Source organism: Sphingobium sp. B8D3B (assembly GCF_025961875.1).
In the GTDB taxonomy this organism is placed as follows: domain Bacteria; phylum Pseudomonadota; class Alphaproteobacteria; order Sphingomonadales; family Sphingomonadaceae; genus Sphingobium.
In genome coordinates, this window is sequence record NZ_JAOQON010000001.1 from 3,525,552 (window position 1) to 3,546,466 (window position 20,915).

At 65.2% G+C, this 20,915-nt stretch carries 23 protein-coding genes; 8 read left to right on the forward strand and 15 right to left on the reverse strand.

Features of this window, described 5'->3' with window-relative positions:
- The first annotated feature begins 158 nt into the window (after window positions 1-158).
- Window positions 159-284 (forward strand): type B 50S ribosomal protein L36, encoded by a 126-nt coding sequence (ykgO, locus tag M2343_RS16515; RefSeq protein WP_008069451.1) that lies wholly within the window; start codon window positions 159-161, stop codon window positions 282-284.
- A gap of 82 nt (window positions 285-366) precedes the next feature.
- On the opposite strand, the gene M2343_RS16520 is transcribed toward ykgO, so the two are convergent.
- Entirely contained in the window at window positions 367-909 is a 543-nt protein-coding gene (locus M2343_RS16520; protein WP_264575087.1) for a TetR family transcriptional regulator, read from the reverse strand.
- A 75-nt stretch (window positions 910-984) separates the two neighbouring features.
- Between M2343_RS16520 and M2343_RS16525 the strand changes: the two genes are divergently transcribed.
- On the forward strand, window positions 985-2,031 hold the full coding sequence (locus M2343_RS16525; protein WP_264575088.1) for an aromatic ring-hydroxylating dioxygenase subunit alpha: 1,047 nt from the start codon (window positions 985-987) through the stop codon (window positions 2,029-2,031).
- A gap of 22 nt (window positions 2,032-2,053) precedes the next feature.
- Here the strand turns inward: M2343_RS16525 and M2343_RS16530 are convergent, their stop codons facing one another.
- Window positions 2,054-2,332, reverse strand: coding sequence for a GNAT family N-acetyltransferase (locus M2343_RS16530; RefSeq protein ID WP_264575089.1), 279 nt, complete (start codon window positions 2,330-2,332; stop codon window positions 2,054-2,056).
- A gap of 10 nt (window positions 2,333-2,342) precedes the next feature.
- The gene (locus M2343_RS16535) at window positions 2,343-2,963 is read right to left on the reverse strand and encodes a GGDEF domain-containing protein (RefSeq protein WP_264571176.1); all 621 of its coding nucleotides are present in this window, start codon (window positions 2,961-2,963) and stop codon (window positions 2,343-2,345) included.
- Between the two features lie 225 nt (window positions 2,964-3,188).
- Between M2343_RS16535 and purE the strand changes: the two genes are divergently transcribed.
- From purE to M2343_RS16560, 5 genes are all read left to right on the forward strand, one after another.
- Window positions 3,189-3,665 (forward strand): 5-(carboxyamino)imidazole ribonucleotide mutase, encoded by a 477-nt coding sequence (gene purE, locus M2343_RS16540; RefSeq protein ID WP_181560491.1) that lies wholly within the window; start codon window positions 3,189-3,191, stop codon window positions 3,663-3,665.
- Between the two features lie 8 nt (window positions 3,666-3,673).
- Window positions 3,674-4,762: a 5-(carboxyamino)imidazole ribonucleotide synthase gene (locus M2343_RS16545; RefSeq protein ID WP_264575090.1), complete on the forward strand. Its 1,089-nt coding sequence runs from the start codon at window positions 3,674-3,676 to the stop codon at window positions 4,760-4,762.
- 2 nt (window positions 4,763-4,764) lie between these two features.
- On the forward strand, window positions 4,765-5,262 hold the full coding sequence (locus tag M2343_RS16550) for a dihydrofolate reductase (protein ID WP_264577453.1): 498 nt from the start codon (window positions 4,765-4,767) through the stop codon (window positions 5,260-5,262).
- Between the two features lie 68 nt (window positions 5,263-5,330).
- On the forward strand, window positions 5,331-6,257 hold the full coding sequence (locus M2343_RS16555; RefSeq protein ID WP_264575091.1) for a bifunctional riboflavin kinase/FAD synthetase: 927 nt from the start codon (window positions 5,331-5,333) through the stop codon (window positions 6,255-6,257).
- 60 nt (window positions 6,258-6,317) lie between these two features.
- Window positions 6,318-6,914, forward strand: a complete 597-nt coding sequence (locus M2343_RS16560; protein ID WP_264575092.1) for a GNAT family N-acetyltransferase — start codon at window positions 6,318-6,320, stop codon at window positions 6,912-6,914.
- A 15-nt stretch (window positions 6,915-6,929) separates the two neighbouring features.
- On the opposite strand, the gene M2343_RS16565 is transcribed toward M2343_RS16560, so the two are convergent.
- The 6 genes from M2343_RS16565 to M2343_RS16590 form a co-directional block, all read right to left on the reverse strand.
- Entirely contained in the window at window positions 6,930-7,745 is an 816-nt protein-coding gene (locus M2343_RS16565) for a MipA/OmpV family protein (RefSeq protein ID WP_264575093.1), read from the reverse strand.
- Between the two features lie 127 nt (window positions 7,746-7,872).
- Window positions 7,873-9,063 carry an MFS transporter gene (locus M2343_RS16570; RefSeq protein WP_264575094.1) on the reverse strand — a complete coding sequence of 397 codons (1,191 nt, stop codon included), beginning with the start codon at window positions 9,061-9,063 and terminating at the stop codon, window positions 7,873-7,875.
- Complete coding sequence (locus M2343_RS16575; RefSeq protein ID WP_264575095.1) at window positions 9,060-10,349, reverse strand: spinster family MFS transporter; 1,290 nt, start codon at window positions 10,347-10,349, stop codon at window positions 9,060-9,062. The genes M2343_RS16570 and M2343_RS16575 overlap by 4 nt, the downstream gene beginning before the upstream one ends.
- Before the next feature lie 88 nt (window positions 10,350-10,437).
- On the reverse strand, window positions 10,438-11,493 hold the full coding sequence (locus M2343_RS16580; protein ID WP_264575096.1) for an amidohydrolase family protein: 1,056 nt from the start codon (window positions 11,491-11,493) through the stop codon (window positions 10,438-10,440).
- Entirely contained in the window at window positions 11,490-12,782 is a 1,293-nt protein-coding gene (locus M2343_RS16585) for a fumarylacetoacetate hydrolase family protein (RefSeq protein ID WP_264575097.1), read from the reverse strand. Before M2343_RS16585 ends, M2343_RS16580 begins: the two co-directional genes overlap by 4 nt.
- A complete protein-coding gene (locus M2343_RS16590) occupies window positions 12,772-13,761 on the reverse strand; it encodes an MBL fold metallo-hydrolase (protein WP_264575098.1) in 990 nt (329 codons plus the stop codon). The genes M2343_RS16585 and M2343_RS16590 overlap by 11 nt, the downstream gene beginning before the upstream one ends.
- Before the next feature lie 97 nt (window positions 13,762-13,858).
- Between M2343_RS16590 and M2343_RS16595 the strand changes: the two genes are divergently transcribed.
- A complete protein-coding gene (locus M2343_RS16595; RefSeq protein ID WP_181560480.1) occupies window positions 13,859-14,494 on the forward strand; it encodes a TetR/AcrR family transcriptional regulator in 636 nt (211 codons plus the stop codon).
- Here M2343_RS16595 and M2343_RS16600 read toward each other — a convergent pair.
- The 6 genes from M2343_RS16600 to M2343_RS16625 form a co-directional block, all read right to left on the reverse strand.
- Window positions 14,491-15,444: a fumarylacetoacetate hydrolase family protein gene (locus tag M2343_RS16600; RefSeq protein ID WP_264575099.1), complete on the reverse strand. Its 954-nt coding sequence runs from the start codon at window positions 15,442-15,444 to the stop codon at window positions 14,491-14,493. The two genes, M2343_RS16595 and M2343_RS16600, sit on opposite strands and share 4 nt — an antisense overlap.
- Window positions 15,444-16,559, reverse strand: coding sequence for an FAD-dependent oxidoreductase (locus M2343_RS16605; RefSeq protein ID WP_264575100.1), 1,116 nt, complete (start codon window positions 16,557-16,559; stop codon window positions 15,444-15,446). Before M2343_RS16605 ends, M2343_RS16600 begins: the two co-directional genes overlap by 1 nt.
- A gap of 16 nt (window positions 16,560-16,575) precedes the next feature.
- Window positions 16,576-17,481, reverse strand: a complete 906-nt coding sequence (locus M2343_RS16610; RefSeq protein ID WP_181560477.1) for a VOC family protein — start codon at window positions 17,479-17,481, stop codon at window positions 16,576-16,578.
- Between the two features lie 30 nt (window positions 17,482-17,511).
- Complete coding sequence (locus M2343_RS16615; RefSeq protein WP_264575101.1) at window positions 17,512-19,956, reverse strand: TonB-dependent receptor; 2,445 nt, start codon at window positions 19,954-19,956, stop codon at window positions 17,512-17,514.
- Between the two features lie 215 nt (window positions 19,957-20,171).
- A complete protein-coding gene (locus tag M2343_RS16620; protein WP_264575102.1) occupies window positions 20,172-20,504 on the reverse strand; it encodes an entericidin EcnAB in 333 nt (110 codons plus the stop codon).
- Between the two features lie 78 nt (window positions 20,505-20,582).
- The gene (locus M2343_RS16625) at window positions 20,583-20,771 is read right to left on the reverse strand and encodes a Thivi_2564 family membrane protein (protein ID WP_181560474.1); all 189 of its coding nucleotides are present in this window, start codon (window positions 20,769-20,771) and stop codon (window positions 20,583-20,585) included.
- Between the last annotated feature and the right edge of the window lie 144 nt (window positions 20,772-20,915).

A 20,915-nucleotide genomic window follows, 5' to 3' on the forward strand; every position in this document is an offset into this window, starting at 1 on the left:
AAATGCTGCATGATGGCTTAACGGTTGTTCAGGAAAGCGGTTGCGGCATGGGGGCGGGGCTGCGCAAAACTTGCACCGCCGCCTTGACTTTCCGGGGACTGACCCATAGAGGCGCGGCTTCGAATTTTCCGTCACGCAAGAATCATTTGGACCCGATCATGAAGATCCGCAACTCGCTCAAGTCGCTCAAGGACCGTCACCGGGACAACCGCGTGATCCGCCGTCGTGGGCGCACCTACGTTATCAACAAGACGCAGCGTCGCTTCAAGGCCCGCCAGGGCTGAAGACGCGCGGCGGGGCGCTTTCGCCCTGCCTCTGCCGATCAGGCGCCCGGTCAGTTGCTGGCCGGGCGTTTTGGCGTGTCCGTCACGGCTGATCCGCACCTGCGCGTGTTCGCCAGCCGTCGATGAGAACATCCAGCGCCAGGATGAAGCTGTCCCGGTCCGCCTCGACCTGAACCGCTCGCAGCGTCGTCCAGCCCGTGACGAGCGCCTGGACGGACCGCTGTGCGACGGCGGCCATCTCCGCGCTCAGGCCGAGCGCGGTCAACTCCTTCACGATCTGCCCGATAAAATGGTTGCCAGTTCCCCGCTGCGCGCGGGTGACGGCAATGAGCTGGCGCGCATCGCGTATGGATGTCTGCGCGTCCCACAAGGCGATGCCAAAATCATGCAGCCATGCCCACCAGCTTTCTGCCGGCGGCACCGAGTCGAGGCAGGCCTTGAAAATAGAGATGGACATGAGTGCGTGGAGGGCCTGCTTGTCCTCCACATGCCAGTAAAGCGATGAGACGCTGACGCTGAGCCGGGTGGCGATTTTTCGCAGGCTCACCGCCGCCAGCCCTTCTTCCTTCAGCAGCGCAATGGCTTCCTCGACGATCCCGTCCTGATCCAGCTTCGCGAATGACATGCTGCTCCCTTGACAGTTTGCTGGTCAAAAAGCATCAATCGCTAAACGAACGATGTTCGATTAGGAGCGGACCCTATGTATCCTTTCACCCCTGGCAGCTACGCGCCGCGCAATGGCTGGTATGTCGCCGCATTTTTGCGGGAAATCGGCGAGGATTTACTCAGTCGCTGGATCCTCAACGAGCCGGTTGTTCTGTACCGCAAGGAAGATGGCACGGCCGTGGCGGTGGAGGGCCGCTGTCCGCACCGGCATTATCCCCTGGGCGCGAGTAAGCGCGTCGGCGATGCGATCCAGTGCGGCTATCACGGCATCACCTTCGATTCTTCGGGGGCCTGCACGATGGTGCCGAGCCAGAGCACCATTCCCGGTGTCTACCGGATCAAGAGCTATCCCCTGGTCGAGCGCGGGCTATGGGCGTGGATCTGGCCGGGCGATCCCGACAAGGCGGATGAGTCGCTCATCCCGACGCTGGACGAGATCGGTTTCAACATTCCCGGCATGATCCCGGATGCCTTTTATTCCATGCATGTCGATGGGCGCTATCAGTTGCTCAACGATAATCTGCTGGACCTGAGCCATCTCGGCTATCTCCACGCCACGTCGATCGGCACGCCCGATGATGCCGCGACGCCCGAAGTGCGCGACCTCAATGACCGTCGCCTGTCGAGCCGCCGGATCATGCGCGATACCCCGATGCCGCCTTATCATGATCGCAGCGTGCACGACGGGCTGGTCGATCGCATTTCCGGCATGGATTTCTTCTTCCCCGGCTTTCACGCGGGGATTGGGGAATCCCGCTATCCGCAGGGTCACGAGAAGGCCGGCGAGGTGCTCCACACCAGCCGGGTCTGGCATGCCGTCACGCCGGCGAAGAAGACCAGCTGCAACTACTTCTTTGCGATGAGCGCGCCGTCACAGGCGCGGGTGGACGACGCCCGCCGGCGTCTCGAGCCGGTGCTGGATGAGGACAAGTTCGCGACCGAGGAAATCGAGAAGATCATTTCCACGCTGGACGTCCTCCCGCCCGAGCTGATGCTCAAAAGCGACGGAACGGCGGTGCAGGGGCGGCGTATCCTCCAGGCGATGATGGACCGCGAGAAGGCCGAGCTAGAGGGGGCCTGACCGTGAGCGGACGGCCCGCGCGTCAGGCGGCCAGCAGGTCGCGCTGATCGGGGTGGCGCTCGAAATAGGTGACGACGTAGCTGCACACCGGCCGGATCTTGAGGCCCCGTGCGCGCGCATCGTCGAGCAGCCCGGCGACCAGATCGGCCGCCACGCCCTTGCCGCGTAGCGCCGACGGCGTGAAGGTGTGCGTGATCGCCAGCGTGTCGCCATCGCGCTCATAGGTGGCGAAAGCGATCTCGCCGTCCACTATGATCTCGTATCGGTTGCGCTCGGCATTGTCCTGAACCGCGTGGGCCATGACCTGCTCCTTATTCTGCTGCCTCGGCAAAGGTGCTGCCGGGTCTTTTGGCAGCATACATCGCCATATCCGCGCGAGTAAGGGCGGAAAACTCCGTGTCACCTTGTTCGAGGGCCGTCCAGCCGACGGAAATAGACAGCGGCAGCAGCACGCCTTCGTGCAAGCAGGCCGATTCCGCGATCATGCGCTGGAGCCGCCGGGTGGTTTCCTCCACGGCCTCAGGGTCAAGATCGTCCAGCAACAACGCGAACTCATCACCGCCCATGCGGGCCGCGACGTCTGTGGACCGCAATCCATTCGCGAGGAGGCGCGCCATATGCACCAGAGCGGCATCGCCGGCGCCATGGCCAAAGCGATCGTTGATCCGCTTCATCGAGTTCACGTCGATGAACACCAGTGCGCATTTGCCTTCATGTCGTTCGAGCCGGTCCAACCGATCCCGAAGGCAGTTCATGAAATGCCGCCGATTGTAGAGCGGGGTGAGCGTATCGCGAATGACGAGTCGTTCAAGTTCCTTGTTGGCGGTTTTAAGAAGGGACAGCTCCCGGCGGAGTATATCCAACTCCTGCTCAAGCGCTGAAATGTCAGGTGCGGGAAGATCGAGTGCGACCGTCCGCGCAGTGGCTTCCATCAAAGCTCTATCTCCTGTGCGCGACCGCAGCATGTAACCCTGTGAGCTGGGTATAGTTCCAAGCTTTGCCTTTGTGCACTGCGGAACCCGCGTTCCGCCGTATGATCAGAGCGTTTTGACCGGTTGTGCGCCATGGCGCTGGTGTCTATGGGCTGAGACTTAAAGAGAAGTTTCCGGCCGGCGTTCCCGTTGACGCCAGGCAGCATGAGGACGGGGCGGCAAAGAATGGCGAAAATCGGTGTGATCATGGGCTCGCAGTCCGACTGGGACACGATGCGCCATGCCGTCGATGTTTTGCAAGACCTTGAAATTGAATGTGAAACGCGGATCGTTTCGGCTCACCGCACACCGGATCGACTCGTCGATTATGCCAAGACGGCAGCAGGTCGAGGTCTGCACGTCATCATCGCCGGAGCCGGCGGAGCGGCCCATTTGCCGGGGATGGTCGCGGCCATGACTCGCGTGCCGGTGCTTGGTGTTCCGGTGCAGTCGGCGACCCTCTCGGGGCTCGATAGCCTGCTTTCGATCGTGCAGATGCCGGGCGGCATTCCGGTCGGGACGCTGGCCATCGGCAAGGCCGGCGCCAAGAACGCCGGCCTGCTCGCAGCTGCAATATTGGCGAACAGCGACGCGGCGCTTGCGGATCGACTGGATGCATGGCGCGCGGCGCAAACGGATTCGGTGGCGAGCAGCCCGCAATGACCTCCCCCATGACGATTGCGCCCGGGTCGACCATCGGCATCGTCGGCGGCGGCCAGCTTGGCCGGATGATCGGCATGGCCGCGATCCAGCTTGGCTATCGGGTCCATATTTTCGCGCCGGAAGAGAGCGGCCCCGCGTCTGACATTGCGAGCGCGTGGACGCAGGCGCCCTATGAGGATGACGCCGCGCTCACCGCCTTCGCCGACGCGGTCGATATCATTACCTATGAATTCGAGAATGTGCCGAGCAACGCCGTTGCCTTGCTCGCCAAGCTCGGGCACGTCCGGCCCAATGCCCGCGCACTGGCGGTCGCGCAGGACAGGCTGCTCGAGAAGAGCTTCGTCGCCGGCCTCGGCGGACGGACGGCGCCCTATGCGCCCGTCTCCAGCGGCGCGGTGCTGCAGGATGCAATCGCGCGGATCGGCGCGCCCGCCATCCTCAAGACGACGCGCTTTGGCTATGACGGAAAGGGCCAGGTCCGCCTGATGGATGCGGCGCCCGAGACACTGGACAGCGCCTGGAACGCAATCGGCTGCAATCCGGCGGTGCTGGAAGGGTTCGTCACCTTCGACCACGAGTTTTCGGTGGTGCTCGTGCGCGGACAGGATGGCACCGTGCGCTTCTGGGATTCGCCGCATAATGTGCATGTCGACGGCATTCTCGCGACATCCACGCTGCCGGCTCCGGCGGTCGTGCTCGCGCAGGTGCCCGAAGCGCGGGCCATTGCCGCGCGGGTCGCCCAGGCTCTGGAATATGTTGGCGTGCTTACGCTGGAGTTCTTTGCCGGGGCCGCCGGGCCGATCTTCAATGAGATGGCGCCGCGCGTCCACAATAGCGGGCACTGGACCATTGAGGGCGCTGTCACGAGCCAGTTCGAGAACCATGTCCGCGCCGTCTGCGGCCTGCCGCTCGGATCGACGGCGCTCGCCGCGCCGGCCGTCTCCATGCAGAACCTGATCGGGGACGAGGCCAACGAGTGGCAGGCGATTCTCGCTGACGAGACCGCGCATCTCCATCTCTACGGCAAGAACGAAGCACGCCCCGGCCGCAAGATGGGCCATGTAACGCGCGTGCACCCAAGCGATAGCGCGGCATGACGATGGACGCGCATCCAGAAATCGTGCTGCTGCTCGCCCGCGCCGACAATGGCGTGATTGGCAGCGAGGGCGACATTCCCTGGCGGATTCCCGGCGATCTCAAGCGCTTCAAAGCGATGACCATGGGCACGCCCATGCTGATGGGGCGCAAGACCTTCGACAGCCTCCCCGGGCTGCTGCCGGGCCGTCGCCACATCGTGCTGACCCGCGACCGCGCGTGGCAGGCGGACGGCGCAGAGGTGGTCCACTGCGTCGATGAAGCCCTTGCCGCCGCGCAGGCGCCGGTGCTGTCGGTGATTGGCGGTGCGGAAGTCTATCGGCTGTTCGAGCCGCTGGCCGACCGGCTGGAGATCACGCAGGTACATCTCTCGCCGCCCGGCGATGCGCGCATCGATGCGCCCGATCCTGCCCGGTGGGAAGAGACGATGCGCGAGGATCACCCGGCGGAGGGCGCAGTCGCTGCCTTCAGCTACCGCACATTCCTGCGGCGCGGAGCCTGATCGCGGTGCGCATGCGAGCCGCCATCGGGGCTGGCGCCCGCGCGTCGCTCCCCCTATAGGCGCCCGCCATGGAACGGATCAGCAGCGATCAGCCGATACCGGCACATTTGCGCGGTGCCATCATTGCCCTCGGCAATTTCGACGGTTTTCACCGGGGCCATCAGGCCGTGGTCGGCCGCGCCGTGGAGCTGGCCCGTGCGCAGGGCCGCCCGGCCATTGTCGCGACCTTCGATCCGCACCCCATGCGCCTGTTCCGGCCGGATGCGCCCTTCTTCCGCCTGACCACGCTCGATCAGCGCGAGCGCCTGTTCGGCGAGGCGGGCGCGGATGCCATGCTGGTCTTCCACTTCACGGCTGAGCTGGCCTCGCACAGCGCGGAGGACTTCGTGGCAATGCTGGCGACGGAACTTGGCGCGGCGGGGGTGGTGACCGGCGAGGACTTCACCTTCGGGCGAGGGCGCTCGGGCAACGTCGCCGCCTTGCGCACGCTTGGCGCGGTGCACGGCCTGGCCGCCGAGGCCGTGGCGCCGGTGCGCGACGAGCAGGGCGAGATCATCTCCTCGAGCCGTGTGCGCGAGGCCTTGCTGGCCGGCGACTGCGCCACGGCGACGGGCCTCCTCACCCGGCCTTTCGAGATTGCCGGCGAAGTCATCGATGGGGACAAGCGTGGCCGCACCATCGGCTTCCCGACCGCCAATATGGAGATGGGCCATTATCTGCGCCCGGCTTACGGCATCTATGCCGTGCGCGCGCGGTTGCCCGATGGGCGAATCGTCTGCGGCGCGGCCAATCTCGGCATCCGCCCGACCTTCGTGCCGCCACGCGAGCTGCTGGAGACCTATTTGTTCGATTTCTCCGGCAGCCTCTACGGCCAGACGCTGGAGATCGCCCTCATCGAACGGCTGCGCGGCGAGCGCAAGTTCGACAGTCTGGATGCGCTGGTCGAGCAGATGAGTGCCGATGTCGTGCGGGCGCGGATCATCCTCGGGGCATAATCTGGCCTTGTCACCGCGCAGGTCTGCGGCAAGACTTGCGCTCACAAGGAGAGGCCCCCGATGACCCAACAGAACAGCACTGCCCCGACCATCGACCGCGCACCGACTATCGAAACGCCCAGGCTGATCCTGCGGGCGTTTCGTGCTGCCGATGCCGAGCCCTTGTGCGCGGCCATGGCGGATGATGACTTCGCGCGGTTCATCACCAAGGAAGGGCGCGGCCTCACTTATGGCGAAAGCTGGCAACGCTTCTGCAGTCTCGCCGGCCATTGGGTGGCGCGCGGTTATGGCAATTTCGCGGTGGAAGAGAAAGCGAGCGGGGCGTTCGTCGGTCATGTCGGGCCGATGAACCCGCCCGGCTGGCCGGCGTTCGAGATCGGCTGGTGTATCTTCCCGTCCGCACAGGGCAAGGGCTATGCAGCGGAGGCCGCCGCCGCCGCGTTCCGCTGGTCGCACGAGGCCCTTGGCCAGAGCGAGACGCTGCACATGATCGCCGATGACAATGTGCCGAGCCAGAAGGTCGCCCAGGCCCTGGGCGCCGAGCCGGGCGAGATCTGGACGCCCTTCTGGCCCGAGGCCAAGCCGGTGCGCCAATGGTGCACGCGCTGGGAGGCTTTTACCCACTCGCCGGCCTACGCGCGGCTGGAGGGGCGATAGGGCGCCCCGCGCGGCTTAGCGTTTGCCCCACCAGAAGGTGTAGCCCAGCGCCAGTCCTCCGGAAAACTGGTCGCGCGCACCATAGGCCCGGACGACCGGCGAATCGGCGGCATCGCCGACAAGCCGGTCGTACCGCGCATAGCCATGGAGGCTCCAGCGCGCATCGAGCTGGCGGATCAGACCGGCAGCGGCACCGACGGACTGAACGCCGCCATTCGCCTCGAACACCGGCAAGCCCGAGGCGGCGGCTTGCGCGGGTGACACGCCGAACCATGTACGCTGGTGCTTGCCGCTGCCGAGCGTCACGCGCGGGCCGACCGACACCAGCCAACGGTCCCCATCGCGCATGATCCAGTCGGCACTGACCGATCCGACCAGCGCCTCATGGCCGGTTACGCCCTGGCGCAGATCGGCGCGCAGGCGGAAGGAAGGGGCGAGAAACATCTGCACGAACCCGCCGAGCTCCAGCGAGCGGTTGACCTTGACGAAGCCGGGAACCTCGTCCGCCTTTCGCTTGCCTTCCACGGCCATGGATGGGCCGACCTCAAAACCGCCGACACTCACGACCGGGATGCCGAAGCTCTCGTCCGGCGCTTCGAACTCGAAAGGTTCATCGCCGCGTGCGATGTCGCCTTCCAGAAAAGGCCGGACGGACAGGCTGTCCGCACCGGGAAAGCTGGGCTGGATTTCCGGCCCGATGGCGATGCGCACGCGGCGCGGTTCCTTCTCCTTTGCGGAGGCGGTCGACGCGAAGGCACCGAGCGTGAGGCCGAGCGTCAGCGCCAGTACGACAGGACGGGCGAAGGGAGCAGATGGCGGGCAGAAAGGCATCAGGCGCAGGCCTCCGGTTTTGGGGTGACGGTCAGTCTGGCCCGGCCATGCGCCGGATCAAAGCCGTTTCGACCTCGGGTGAATGGTCGCGGCGGTCGTTTGGTTGCGGCCTGCCTTGCCGCTGGCTCTAGCGGCTTGGCTGCGGGTTGGGCAAGCGCAGGAACAGCAAGATGGAAACGCCGAGGCCGGCAGCGGCCACCCAGAGCGGGGCATTATATCCGCCGGTCGCGTCGGCCAGCGCGCCGACCCAGAGTGGGCCCAGCCCGGCCAGCAGCATGAAGCTGGCATATTGCACGGCGTACAGCGCGCCATAATGGGTGATGCCAAAGTAGCGGGCGGTCAGATAGCCGATGAGGTCGGCTTCCGCGCCCATGGCCGTGCCAAGCGCGATGGCGCCGATCCAGGCGAGCGTTGCGCCGCCGGTCACCAGCGCGATGCACCCCAGCGCGCACAAGGCGCAGCAGGCCGCCGCAATGCGTGGCGCCGGCACCCGATCTGCCAGCCAGCCGACAACGATCCGGCTGACGATCACGGAGCCGCCGATGAGCCCCGCCAGCGATCCGGCGGTGCGGGCATCCAGGCCGGATTCCCGCAGCATCGGGACGAAATGGGGCAGCAAGCCTGCAAAGGAGAGCGCCATCATGCCGAAGGATGCCAGCACCAGCAGGTAGAGGGGCGAGCGCATCTGGGCGCGGGCCATGCCGCCTGCGCGATCGGGCGTCCGGGGGCTGCGGAGGTTGGGCAGGCTGAGCGCCGGGATGACGCCCATCGCGGCAATGGCGGCGAGCGCCAGATAGCCGGCCTGCCAACCCCGTTCTGCCACAATGATGGCCAGAACAGGCGGCACGACGGCGGCGGAAATGCCGATGCCCACCTGCGTGAGGCCGAGCGCCAGTCCGCGGGCCCGATCGAAGACGGCATTGACCGCGCGCGTGTAGGCAACGGGTGACGAACAGGCGGCCAGCAGGCCTATACCTGCCATCACGCTCATATAGCCGGCGACCGAATGGACGACGGTCCCGAGGAGCGCAAATCCGCCGCTCAGCGCCAGTGAGCCGGCGACGGCAGGCCAGCGTGGGCCGACCCGGTCGATCAGCCAGCCGGCGATGGGCAGGGCGATGGCCAGCGCCACCGTCGCCAGGAAGAAGGCGGCGCCCAGCGTCGTGCGGCTGAGGCCGATCGCGATTTCGAGGTCTTTTGCGAAGATCCCCGCCGAGTAGGTCAGCAGTCCGGCAATCCCCAGTCCCGAGCCGCAGGCGGCGGCGAGGACCACCGGCCAGCCGCGCCGGAACTCGGAAGGGGACGCCGGCGTGCTCACGCCGCGGTGGCCGCGGGCATGGTCGCGGCGCGGGCGCGGCGATAGGCGAGCCAGAGGAAGGTGCAGCCCAGCAGCGGCGCCACCGTCACGGCAGACATAGCATAACGCAGCGATTCGGTGCCGAACTGCGGCGTCAGCGCATCACTGGCCGCGCCGACCACGAGCGGCGCCAGCGCCGAGCCGATGATGCCCGACGAAGCGAGCAGCAGCATCGATGCCACCGCGCGGGTCTGCGGTGTGGCCAGTCCCATGGCTGCGGAGAAGCAGGGGGTGATGCCGCTGGAGAGCAGGAAGTTCATGACCGCCGCGGCGCCCAGCGTGAGGGCCAGCGACGGCGCGAAGCAGAAGGCGATGAAGAAGGGGATGGACAAGGGCAGCGCAATCAGGGGCACCATGAGGCTGTCGATCTCCCGCCCGTGCTTCTTGGTGAAGTAGCTGGCCATGAACCCGGACGCAATGGCGCCGGCGATGCCGCCAAGGCCGACCGAGGGCGCGATCAGGGCGCCCACTTCGGCAAGGCTGACGCCATGGCTCCGCAGCAGGAACGCCGGCGCCCAGACCGGCAGCACGCCCGCGCCCATCGCCGAGATCCCCATGCCGACCGCGAGCATGCGGAAGCCCGGCAGGTCGAGCAGGAAGCGGATGGATTGGGGGAGGTTGCGCATGCCCATATCCGCCGCATCCGGCTCGTCATGCATGCCGCGCTGTGGCTCTTTCATGGTGAGCGCGAGCAGCAGCACGAAGGCGAGGCCCGCGCCGCCGCAGATGAAGAACATCGTCCGCCAGCCGAATATCGCGGCGAGAATCCCGGCTGCGATCGACCCGCCGACGATGCCCACAAAGGCGCTCGACTGGTAGATGCCCAGCGCGCGCGGCCGCCGATCCTTGGGATACAGGTCGGCAATGACGGAGATGGCGACCGGAAAGGCCGTCGCCTCGCCGACACCGACCAGAACCCGGGTGAGCGCCAGCGACACGAATCCTTCCGCAAGGCCGGTCAGCGCCGTGGCGCCGGACCAGATGGCGACGCCGAGCAGCAGGATTTTCTTGCGATTGCCATGGTCCACCCAGCGGGCGATGAAGATCCCGACGATCAGGTTGAACAGTACGAAGGCCGTGCCGGACACAAGGCTCATGGCCGTGTCGCTCAACTGCAGATCGGCCTTCACCGGATCGACGACGATGCCGAGCAAGGCCCGGTCGGCGTAATTGAACACATTGCTCACGAAGAGCAGGAACAGAGTATAGCCGGGCACCCAGGCCCCGCCGTGCTGCGTCTTCGTCACCGTCTTCTCTCCTGATCGGCCCTGCCTCTTACGGGAGGTCTGCTTCGTGCGGCGGCCTTGGTGGTGGTGGTGGTCGTGTGTAGCTGGGTCAGCTCTTGTCGGCAGTCTCCAGTCCAAGCAGTTCAGCGGCGTTGAGGCCGAGGATCTTGCGCTGCTCCTCGTCGCTCAGGCGGGCGTGGAAGCCCAGCGGATCGGGCTCGGACATGTCGAAGGGATAGTCGGTCCCCAGGCACAGCTTGTCCGCGCCATGAGTGCGCACGAGGCTGTCGAGCTGGTCCTGATCGAACACCAGCGTATCCAGCCACAGCTTGCGCAGATAGCTGGAGGGCTCGTGCTGGCAATGCTCGCTGCAATCGCCACGCGCGCGCCAGCCATGGTCCATCCGGCCCCAATAGCCGGGCATATAGCCGCCGCCATGGGCCACGCAGATGCGCAGGCCGGGGTAGCGATCCAACACGCCACCGAAGATCAGATGACCCACGGCCAGCGTCGATTCGAGCGGATTGCCGATGAGGTTGTTGAAATAATATTCGCTCATCCGGTTGGCATGAGTGAAGCCCAGCGGGTGGATGAAGAGCAGGATGCCCAGTTCCTCGGCCGCCGCGAAAAAAGGGCGGAACTCCTCGGCGTGAAAGTCGCGGCCATTGACGTTGGAGCTGATCTCGATGCCGCGCAGATCGAGGTCGCGTACGCAGCGGCGCATTTCCTCGACGGCAAGGCCAACGTCCTGCAGCGGCACCGTGCCCATGCCGACCAGCCGGTCGGGGTGCTGCGCGACCGCGGCAGCCATGCCGTCATTGACGGCGCGCGCCGCTTCCCGCGCAACATCGGCATCGGCATAATAGAAATATTGGCCGGGGCTGGGGCTGATCGCCTGCACATCGATGCCGAGCCGATCCATATCGGCCAGCCGCTGGTCGAGCGTGTTGAGGGTCCGCCCCATCGTGGCAAACTGGGCGCGGTTGACCTCGCTTGTTTTCGCACTGGTGAAATCGTTGATGCCGGGCGGCGGGCCGGGGTGGCGCGCCTGCACGATGGCGTCGGCAGCGGGAATGCCGAGGTGGCAATGGATGTCCACCACCAGATGCTTGCCGCGCGCGGCGACCTTGATCGGCTGGCGGTCGCCACAGGTGGTGATGGTCATGCGCTTGCTCCTGCGGGATGAATGGTGCCGCTGCACGGGCCGAAGCCGATGGGCACATAGCCCTCCGCCATTGCGCGGCCTTTGAGGGTGAGGGTGTCGCCATCCTCCAGCCAGCGGCGGGTCGTGCCGTCGGGCAGGTCGATGGTCTCGCCATCGCGCAGCACGATCTCGGCGAGGCAGCCGCGCGCTTCCTGCGCGGCGCCCGAGACGGTGCCGGTCGCGATCAGGTCGCCCGCTTCCAGCGGTGCTCCGTTGGAGGCCTGATGCGCGACCATCTGTGCCAGCGTCCAATAGAGTTCGGCGAGATTGCTGCGCACGATGCGCGCGCTCGATCCCGCCGCATTGGCGAAGTCGGCGGTGAGTTCGATGTTGATGCCGCCTGCCGCGCGATCCTGCGCATCGAGCAGATGAGCGGCGACCGCCGGCTCGTCGCCCGGCCGACCGCGCGCGGCCACGCGGAAGGGCGCGAGCGCTTCCATCGTCACGATCCACGGGCTGATCGTGGTGAGGAAGCTCTTGCCCAGATGCGGCCCCAGAATAGACTCGAAGAACTGGATGCCGCGCGCGGACCAGTCATTGACGAGACAGCAGCCGAACATGAGATCTTCCGCCTGCGCCATACTGATGCGCTGCCCGAGCGGATTGCCGCCGCGCAGCCACACGCCGAATTCCAGCTCGAAATCGAGCATCGGCTCCGGCGCGAACTGGACGTTGCCGCTTCCGGGCGGCGTTTCGAACTGGCCCTGCGGTCGGACGACCGGCGTGCCATCTTCCCGCACGGAACTGGCGCGTCCGTTATAGGCAACCGGCAGGGAGAGCGCGGCCAGCGGTGGCGCCTTCTGCGCCATCCGCGCGATATGATCGTAGGATGTGCAGAAATCCGTGAACGCCGTGGGCTTGAGCGGCATCAGCAGCTCAGCTTCGGCCTGCGGGACCAGCATGGCTTCGAGCTGCTGCCGGTCGCCTGGTCCATCAACCCGGAACAGGTCGGAGAGGCGGGCGCGCAGGGCGCTGACTGATTCCGGGCTGGCGGCCAACAGGGGCGCGAGCGATGGGCCGGCCATGGCCGCCGCAGCCTCGGCCGCGTCGCCATCCAGCAGGGCGGCGGCGTGGAGCTGGGGTACATCGATAACGTACGCACCCAGCGCCACACCGCCGCGCGCCACCCCCCGGTGACGGAACAGGCCAAAGGGCAAATTCTGGATCGGGAAATCGCTGTCAGCCGCGTTTGCGCTTTCGACCCAGCTCTTGCGCTGCGGGTCGTGCGTCGCGTTGATCTCAATGGGCATGGTCGCACCCTTCTGCATGGCTTTGCATTTCGTGATGGTAGCGGCCCATCGCGCCGAACAGATCGCGCTGCTGCTCCGGCGTGAACTGCGCGCCCCATTGCTTGTAGAGCGAGAAGACATTGGCGACGATCCGCTCGGGGTCGCTCCAGCCGCGGAACTCCTGCATGTTGATGTCGCGCGCGGCATCCTCATAGGAAAGGCCAGCTTCGAACCGCTTGCGCGATTCATCGCGGACATATTCGAAATAAGCCTGCATGTTGCGGACGGCCGTCGTGTCCGTGATCGGGCCGTGGCCGGGCACCACCACCTGCGGATCGAGATCGACGATATATTGGCAGGCGGCGATCCAGTTCTCGACCGGACCGGCCCACATGATTGGATGCCCCTCGTTGAACAGCAGGTCGCCTGTGAACACCACACGATCCTGCGGCACCCACACGATCGTGTCGGAATCCGTGTGTGCCGGGCCCAGGTCGATCAGCGAGACCGCCTTCGAGCCGACATTGAGATCGAGGCGCCCGTCGAAGGTGCGGTTCGGCAGCGTCAGCTCATCCACGCCCGAGAAATCGAACTTGCGACCCATGGTCTCATAGAGAAACGCGCCGGTATCGCCCATCTCGGTGTAGACGTTCTTCAGGTTGGCGAGCATCTTCGGGTTGAAGCCGGCCATTTCCTTCTTGGCTTCGTTGGTGCCGATGATCTCCGCATCCGCCACCAGGCCATTGCCGAAGAAATGGTCGGGGTTGGCATGGGTGTTGACCAGCCGGTCGATCTTCGCGGCTTCCGGCACCTTGGCCTTAAACCGTTCCAGCATCTCGCGCGTCAGCGGCACGCTCATCAGCGTATCGACCAGCAGTGTCTCGCCGTCGCTGGCGATCAGGCCCGCATTAGACCAGCCCCATGTGCCGTCCGGCTGAACATAGCCATAGAGGCCATTGCCGATGTCATGAATGCCTTGGGTGAAAGGCCAGTTGGCCATCCGTCTCTCCTGTCGATATCCGTCAAAGCTTAGCGATTGCGCGCGGTCCAGCAATTCCTATTTGCAGGAATATATTTTTCGCGCCAAGCGTAGCATCATGGGTGAAGCGAAAAAACCGCGCAAACGGGGGCAGGGCCGGCCGGCCGAAAATGGGGTTGGGCGCGAGGTCGTACTGCAAACGGCGGAACGGCTTGTGAAGGAGCATCCGCCCGAGCGCATCTCGATTGCGATGATCGCGCGGGAAGCGGGCGTGGACCCGGCGCTGGTGCGCTATTACTTCAAAGACCGCAGCAACCTGCTTCTGGCGGTTGCGACCTCGATGATGGATCGGGTGCCCTATAGCGCCCGCGATCCGCGCCCGGCGCATGAAGTGGTGGAAGACAATATTCGCCGCACGGCGCGGTTTACCCGCTCCAACCGCCATATCCACCGGCTGATGGTCGACGAGCTGGCCGACGCGAAATCGTCCGACGTGGGCGAGCGCCTCGGCGACATGAACCGCGAGGCTGTTGCCTGGCTGGGCGAGGTGCTCGCGCGGGACTCCAGTTCGATCAGGGACGTCGATCCTGCCCTGCTTCACGTCGCGGTCCTCGGCTTGTTCGACTTCTTCGCGACGGCCGAGCCCGTGGTCAGGCAGCTCTTCCCGGCAGATATCGCTGCCGAGGAGCTGACCAGCCGATATGAGGAATTCGTCGTCGACCTGCTGATGAACGGCCTGCGGCCCCGCACCTAGCTGGCGCCTTCCGCCACGCAGCGGTTGCGCTGGGTGCCGAGGCCGGTGATCGTGCCTTCCATCTCGTCGCCCGGCTGCAGGAACACGCCGAAGGCGGAGCCATTGCCATAAGGTGAGCCGGTGCAGATCACGTCGCCCGGCATCAACTCCACGCGGTCGGAGAGATAGGCAATCTGCCGCTCGATGCTGACCATCATGTCGCGCGTCGACTCATTCTGGTAGACCTTGCCGTTGACCGACAGGGTGATCGTCAGATCATAGGGATCGGCGACATACTGCCGGGGCACGATCATCGGGCCGAAGGGCAGGAAGGTCGGGAAGCATTTGCCCGATAGCCAGTCCGCGCCCAACCCGCCGGCATCGCGCCGGAAAATCTGCTCGCGCGCGGTGACGTCGTTGACCACCACGAAGCCCGCGACATGGTCCACGGCCTGCGCGGCGGAGACATGGCGGGCCGGCTTGCCGATCACCACGCCCAGCTCCAACTCCCAGTCCGGCTTGATCACGTTGCGCGGCAGCACAACGGCATCGCGCGGGCCGACCACGCAGGAGGGCAGCTTGATAAAGCAATAGGGTTCCGCCTGCGCGCGGGCGTCCATCATCTCCTCGACCCTGCGGCGGCGCTCATCGTCGCTCATCGCCTCGGCATCGGCCGTGCGCATCGAGGGGTCGCCCATGACCAGGCCGACGACATGCTTCTTGTAATTGGCGCCGGTGCAGAACACTTGGCCGGGGCGATAGGGCGCTCGCACATCCGCCTCGGCAAAGCTCTGCGCACTGGCAAACGCCGCCTCGTCAGCGGCCCAGCGCTCGATCTGCGGCAGGATCTCGTCCCACGCCGCCAGAAGGCCGGGCAGGTCGCGCTGCTCGCCCCAATGGGCCAGCGGGACGAAGCGATCGTCGCGGACGAGCACGGCAGCCGTGCCCACTGTCGCCAAACCAACCGTCATCAATAGGGCTCCTTGAGTTTCTGCATCGTTCCGCCGAGCATCTTGTTGGCATCCACCTGATTGCCGCCGGCCATCTCGATCTCGCCGATCCGCACCGAGTTTTCTACCACCATCCGCGCGCGCTCGAACCGGCGCACGCCAAAGGCGGTCAGTGCGGCTTCGACATCGTCGGTCTTCGCCAGCTCATCGGCGAGCACGAGGCCATCTTCGGCAGCGAGGCCGGCGCCCGAGGCCATATGCGGCGTGGTGGCATGGGCGGCATCGCCGATCACCACCACGCGCCCCTTGTGCCAGGGCAAGGGCAGGAGCTGCCATTCGAGCGGGCGGTAATTCACCAGCGAGTCCTCGCCGAGGCTTTCCCGGATTTTGACGATGTCGCCTCCATAGGGCGCGAGCAACTCGGCGACGCGCGGCAGCATGTCCTCATCGGCATACCAGGGATTGTCGGGCACATGCTCGAGGATGAATGCGTAGAGCTTATCCTGCGAGATCGGGTTGAGGCCGAGCTTGACCGGGCCGCCGATATACATTTCGGCGCCGTCCAGACCCTCGGGGCGGTCGGCGACGATGCGCCAGCAGCCCTGTCCGGTGAACTGCGGAGCCGGCGCATCGGGGAACAGGGTCTTGCGCGTCTTGGACTGGATGCCATCGGCCGCGACGACCAGATCGACCGTGCGCTCCGTGCCGTCGGACAGGGCGATGGTCACCCCGTCGCCGCTTTCCCTGAAGCCGCGCGGCTCGACGCCCAGCGTCACGGTGACGTCGGCCTTGCGAACATGTTTCTGCAAGATGGCGTGGAGGACCGGGCGCATGATGCCGCCGCTCGAATCGATGGGAGCGAGCCCGGCATGGCGCGGCGTTTCCATCACCACCGCGCCGTCCGGTGTGCGCAGGCGGAAGCCGGTGCCGACAAAACCCCGCTCGCGGATTTCATCCAGAATGCCGAGGTCATCGAACGCCCGTAAGGACAGGCCAGTGACGCTGATGCCAGCGCCATAAGCGCGCCATTGCGGGTCGATATCGATCAGTTCCACGGCGACGCCGCGTTTGGCGAGCGACAGGCTCGCGCTCATGCCACCGACGCCGCCGCCGACGACCAATGCTGTACGGATCATGCTGTAAGCGCCTTTCTTAGGCCGGAACCTGCCACAGGCCCTTGTCGGGCTGCATTTCGGCATGAGGCACATTACCGGTGATGATGCGACCGGTGCCCCATTGATCGATGGTGTTTGGCCCTGGCTCGTAGTGGGTGACCTGCCAGCTGTCCTCGTCCACTTCCTCAAGATCGGAGGTGTACTCGACGGCATTGCCGTTGGGCGTGACGAAATAGCTGAAGGTGTTGTTGCCCGCGGTGTGCCGGCCCGGCCCCCAGCTCAGCTTGATGCCGCTCTCATGCATCCGTGCGAGGCCGCGCATCAGCTCGTCCACCGAACTCACGTCGAACGCGATGTGGTTGAGTGCCGGCGGTCCGGGGAGGATCGCGAGGCGGTGGTGCGCCGAGTTGCAGCGCAGGAAGACCATGAACTTGCCGATCCAGTCGGACAGGCGGAAGCCCAGCGCCTTCTGGTAGAAGTCTGCGAGCGCGACATGGTCAGGCGAGTGGAACACCACATGGCTGATGCCGATGGGGATGGCCTCGCCCTTGTCGAGCTTGCGGAACTCACGCGGGGTGCTGTCGCAGATCACCTCCATCGCCCGCCCGTCAGGATCGAAGAAGCGGAAGGCGAAGCCCCCGGCCGGGCCGCTGGCCGGGGCGGGTTCGCTGATGATCTTCGCGCCGGCTGCCTTCACCTGTTCGAAGATCGCCAGCACGTCCTCCTTGGAGGCGGCGGAGAAGCCGACAAGATCGGTCTTCTTCTCCGCGTCTTCCCGCAGCACGATCACATAGGGGTGGGGCATGCCTTCGGCGGCGAAGTAGACGCGGCCGTCCTGCTCCGCGACCTCAATCAGCCCCCAGGTCTTGCCGTAGAACTCGCGTTCCTTGGCAAGGTCCGGCACGGCCATGGCGACATAATGAAGATCGGTAACGCTAACCATGCATAACTCCCTGGATGAGCCTGACCTTGCTCAGAACTTGCCGCCGATACGCAGACCGTAGGTCCGGGGCTGTTCTGCGCTGGCCGTGACCAGCGAGGCCGATGTGATGTTGCCGGTGATGAGGCGCTGATTATTCTCGATATTGTTGATGTACGCCGTGACGAAGAACCGGTCATCCTCCGTTGCGAGCGTCAGCGACGCATAGCTCACAAACGCCGCTTCCGACCGGAGATAGGGCAAATAGTCCGCCGTAGAATAGCTCGATCCACGATAGCGCGTCCCGCCCTGCAGCACAGCCTTGTATGTGCCGAGCGGAATGGTCTGCTGCGCGTCGAGATTGAACGACCATTTCGGCGAGTTGAACGCCTGGTTGCCCGAGCAGTCGATACGGAACACGCTGATCGTGCCACCGGGCGTGACCTGCAACTCTGGCGTCGAGGCGCAGGTGGTGTTGGCCGGCAGGCCCTGATTCGGCGCGAAGTAGACGAAGCTGTCATATTTCGTGTCGAGATACTGCACATTCGCCGAGAGCAGGGTGTTCGGCGTGGCCATGAACTCCACGTCGAGATCCAGCCCCTTGATCGTGCTGTTGCCGATGTTGCGCGTCAGGAACACGGTCGAAGGCGGCGTGCCGAGATCATAGCCGAACTGGCTGAACTGCTGGTCCTTGTACTTCCACAGGAAGCCCTCGAGGTTCACCTGCAGGCGATTGTCGAGGAACCGGTTTTTGGTGCCGATGGTATAGGCGTCGATCGTTTCCGGCCGATAGGTTTCAAGGCCGCGTGCGAAGTTGAAGCCACCGGCATGGTAGCCCGTCTCAAAGCTGGCGTAGACCATGTTGCGCGGCGAGAAATCATACTGCGCAGCCAAGCGATAAGTGAACTTGTTATTGGTCAGGCCGGAATTGATCGGGATTTGCGAGCGCAGGACAAAAGGTGCGGTCTGAGAACCGCCGGCGATCGGCGGCAGGGCGAAGAGCGGGACCGGCGTGATCGGGATACCGCGCTGGCCATAGAAGGCCTGCAAATCGGCTTCCGTCTCCGCCAGAGGGATGAACGGCAGGGTGGGGCAGATATCCTGCGGCGGCGCGGGATTGCCGCAGAACAGGATGTAGACATTCGAGGTGCCGTCGAACCGCTTCTTGTCTGAGGTATAACGCGCGCCGGCCGTCAGGCTCAGTTGCTCGACGGGGCGCACGGTAAGCTTTCCGAAGCCGGCCCAGCTTTCCGTTTTCGTCCGGAAATTCTGGTAGGGCGAGAGGCTCTGCTGGTTGTAGCGGGCGACTGCTGCGATTTCCTCGTCGAAGTACATCGCGCCGATCAGATAATCGACCGAGGGGCCGAAGTCGCCCGTCCAGCGGGCTTCGACGCTGGTCTGCTTGTCCTTTTCCTTGGTGTAACCCTGCCGGAACACGCCGTTGAAGGCATATTCGAGGTCCGCCTCACGATAGGCGGGCTGGACCGTCAGCGTGCCGGCAGGCGTGGTGTAGTTCAGTTCGGCGGTGATGCCCCAATAATCATTGTCGTTGAACGGCACGCCATCCACGACCGCGCCGGCCCGGCCGACCTGCGTGAAGAAGCGCGGCGCCAGATAGGCGTTGGAGGCCGGATCGAGCAGGCCCTGCTGGGTCGAGAAATTGCTGGGCACGAACTGGTAGCCCGAGGGGCCGTTCGGACCGAAGGTCGGGTTGACCGCGCCCAGATAATAGCCGCTGCTGCTCGCGCCGCCTTGATGGGCATAATCGGCTGCGACACGAAGGGAGAGATCCGGCGTCGGCTCGGCATAGATCTGCAGGCGACCGCCATGTTCGCGCTGATTGCCCGTGCCGTCGGTCTGGAAAGCATCGTGGCTGGAGAATGTGCCGGCGGCACGCAGGGCGACAGTTTCGCCGAGCGGCACGTTCAGCGCGGCCTGGCCGGTGAACCAGTTATAATTGCCATAACCCAGGGTCGCGCTGCCGGATGTCTCGCCCAGCTTGGGCCGATTGGGGATGACATTGATGGCGCCCGCCGTGGCGTTGCGCCCATAAAGCGTGCCCTGCGGTCCCTTGAGCACTTCGACGCGCTGCAGATCGTAGAACACGCCGGAGGTCGAGGTGGGGCGGCCGATGTAGACGCCGTCATAGTTGAACGAGATCGCCGGGTCCGAATAGGCATTGACGGTGGAGTTGCCCACGCCGCGCACGAAGAAGACCGTCGTCGGCCCGCCACCGCCGGATGCGGACAGGGACGGGGAGATGCGCGAGAGGTCTTCTGCGCGCACAACATTCTGGCGGGTCAGTTCCTCGGGCCGAATCACATCGACGGCGAGGGGGGTGCGCTGGCTGTTCTCTTCCACGCGCTGGGCGGTGACGATGATGTCGACTAGGCCGCCATCATTGGTCGTATCGGCCGGCGAAACCGCGGCGCCCTGTGCGGCGACGGCGGCGGGGATGAAGGCGGCGCACGCGACGGTGCACAACAACAAAGGTCTCATGTTCACTCTCCCAAGACGGCTCTCAGTGACCGTTAATTCCTGATGTACGGAATTATGGATCGCGTGACAAGCGATCTTCTAAGAGCGCGTCGATCATCTTGATAAAGCATGAGAATGTGGGCTGTGCTGCCCAGACGCAAAAAGGGCGGCCCGTAAACCGAGCCGCCCTTCTGTGATATACGCGGAGCAGCGCCGGGAGGCGCTACCCCTCAGATTCAGTCGCGAATTGCGCGTCCGGTGTTTTCCAGCGCGGCGCCGGTGCGGTCGGCTGCGGCATCGGCCCCACGGCTGATGTCGTCGCCCACGCGATCCGCCGCGGCGCCGGCTTGGCGCGCGCCCTGCTGGATGTCGTCGCCGATCCGGTCTGCAGCGGCGCCGGCCTCGCGGCTCGCTTCGCGGGATTCCTGCGCGGCATGGTCACCGGCATGCTCGACATCGTTGCCGACGGCGTCGGCCGCTTCGCTGGTTTCCTGCTGCGCTTTCTCACTGCAGGCTGCGATGGGCAGCGAGATGAGGGCCAGGCTGGCGAGAGTGGCGGGAAGTTTCATGGACAACCTCGTTCGATTATTGCGCGGCCGACTTGCGCGCCGCTGAAATGGGGATTTGATAGGGCTGATCGGCGTCGGCTAGTTGACGTGGACGCCGCCAAGCGAGCCGAGCACGCCAAAGGCCTGCAGCAGCCAGAGCACCACCGCGATCACCACGACGATGTTGAGGATGCTTTTGATCTTGCCGTCCATCGGAATGTACGTGTTGATGAGCCACAGCAACACGCCGACGACGATCAAGATGATGATGATGTTGAGAAGCGACATGCAACCCTCCCGGTCTTTTTAAACGGCTGGACGACAGCGATCTCCCAGGCTGTGTCCCGCGCGCGCATCCCAGATGCTGCTCAAAAGAACGTCCGGCCCGGCGTGTAGTTCCACGGCGGGCGGCGCGATGTGCCCTCGCCGGCG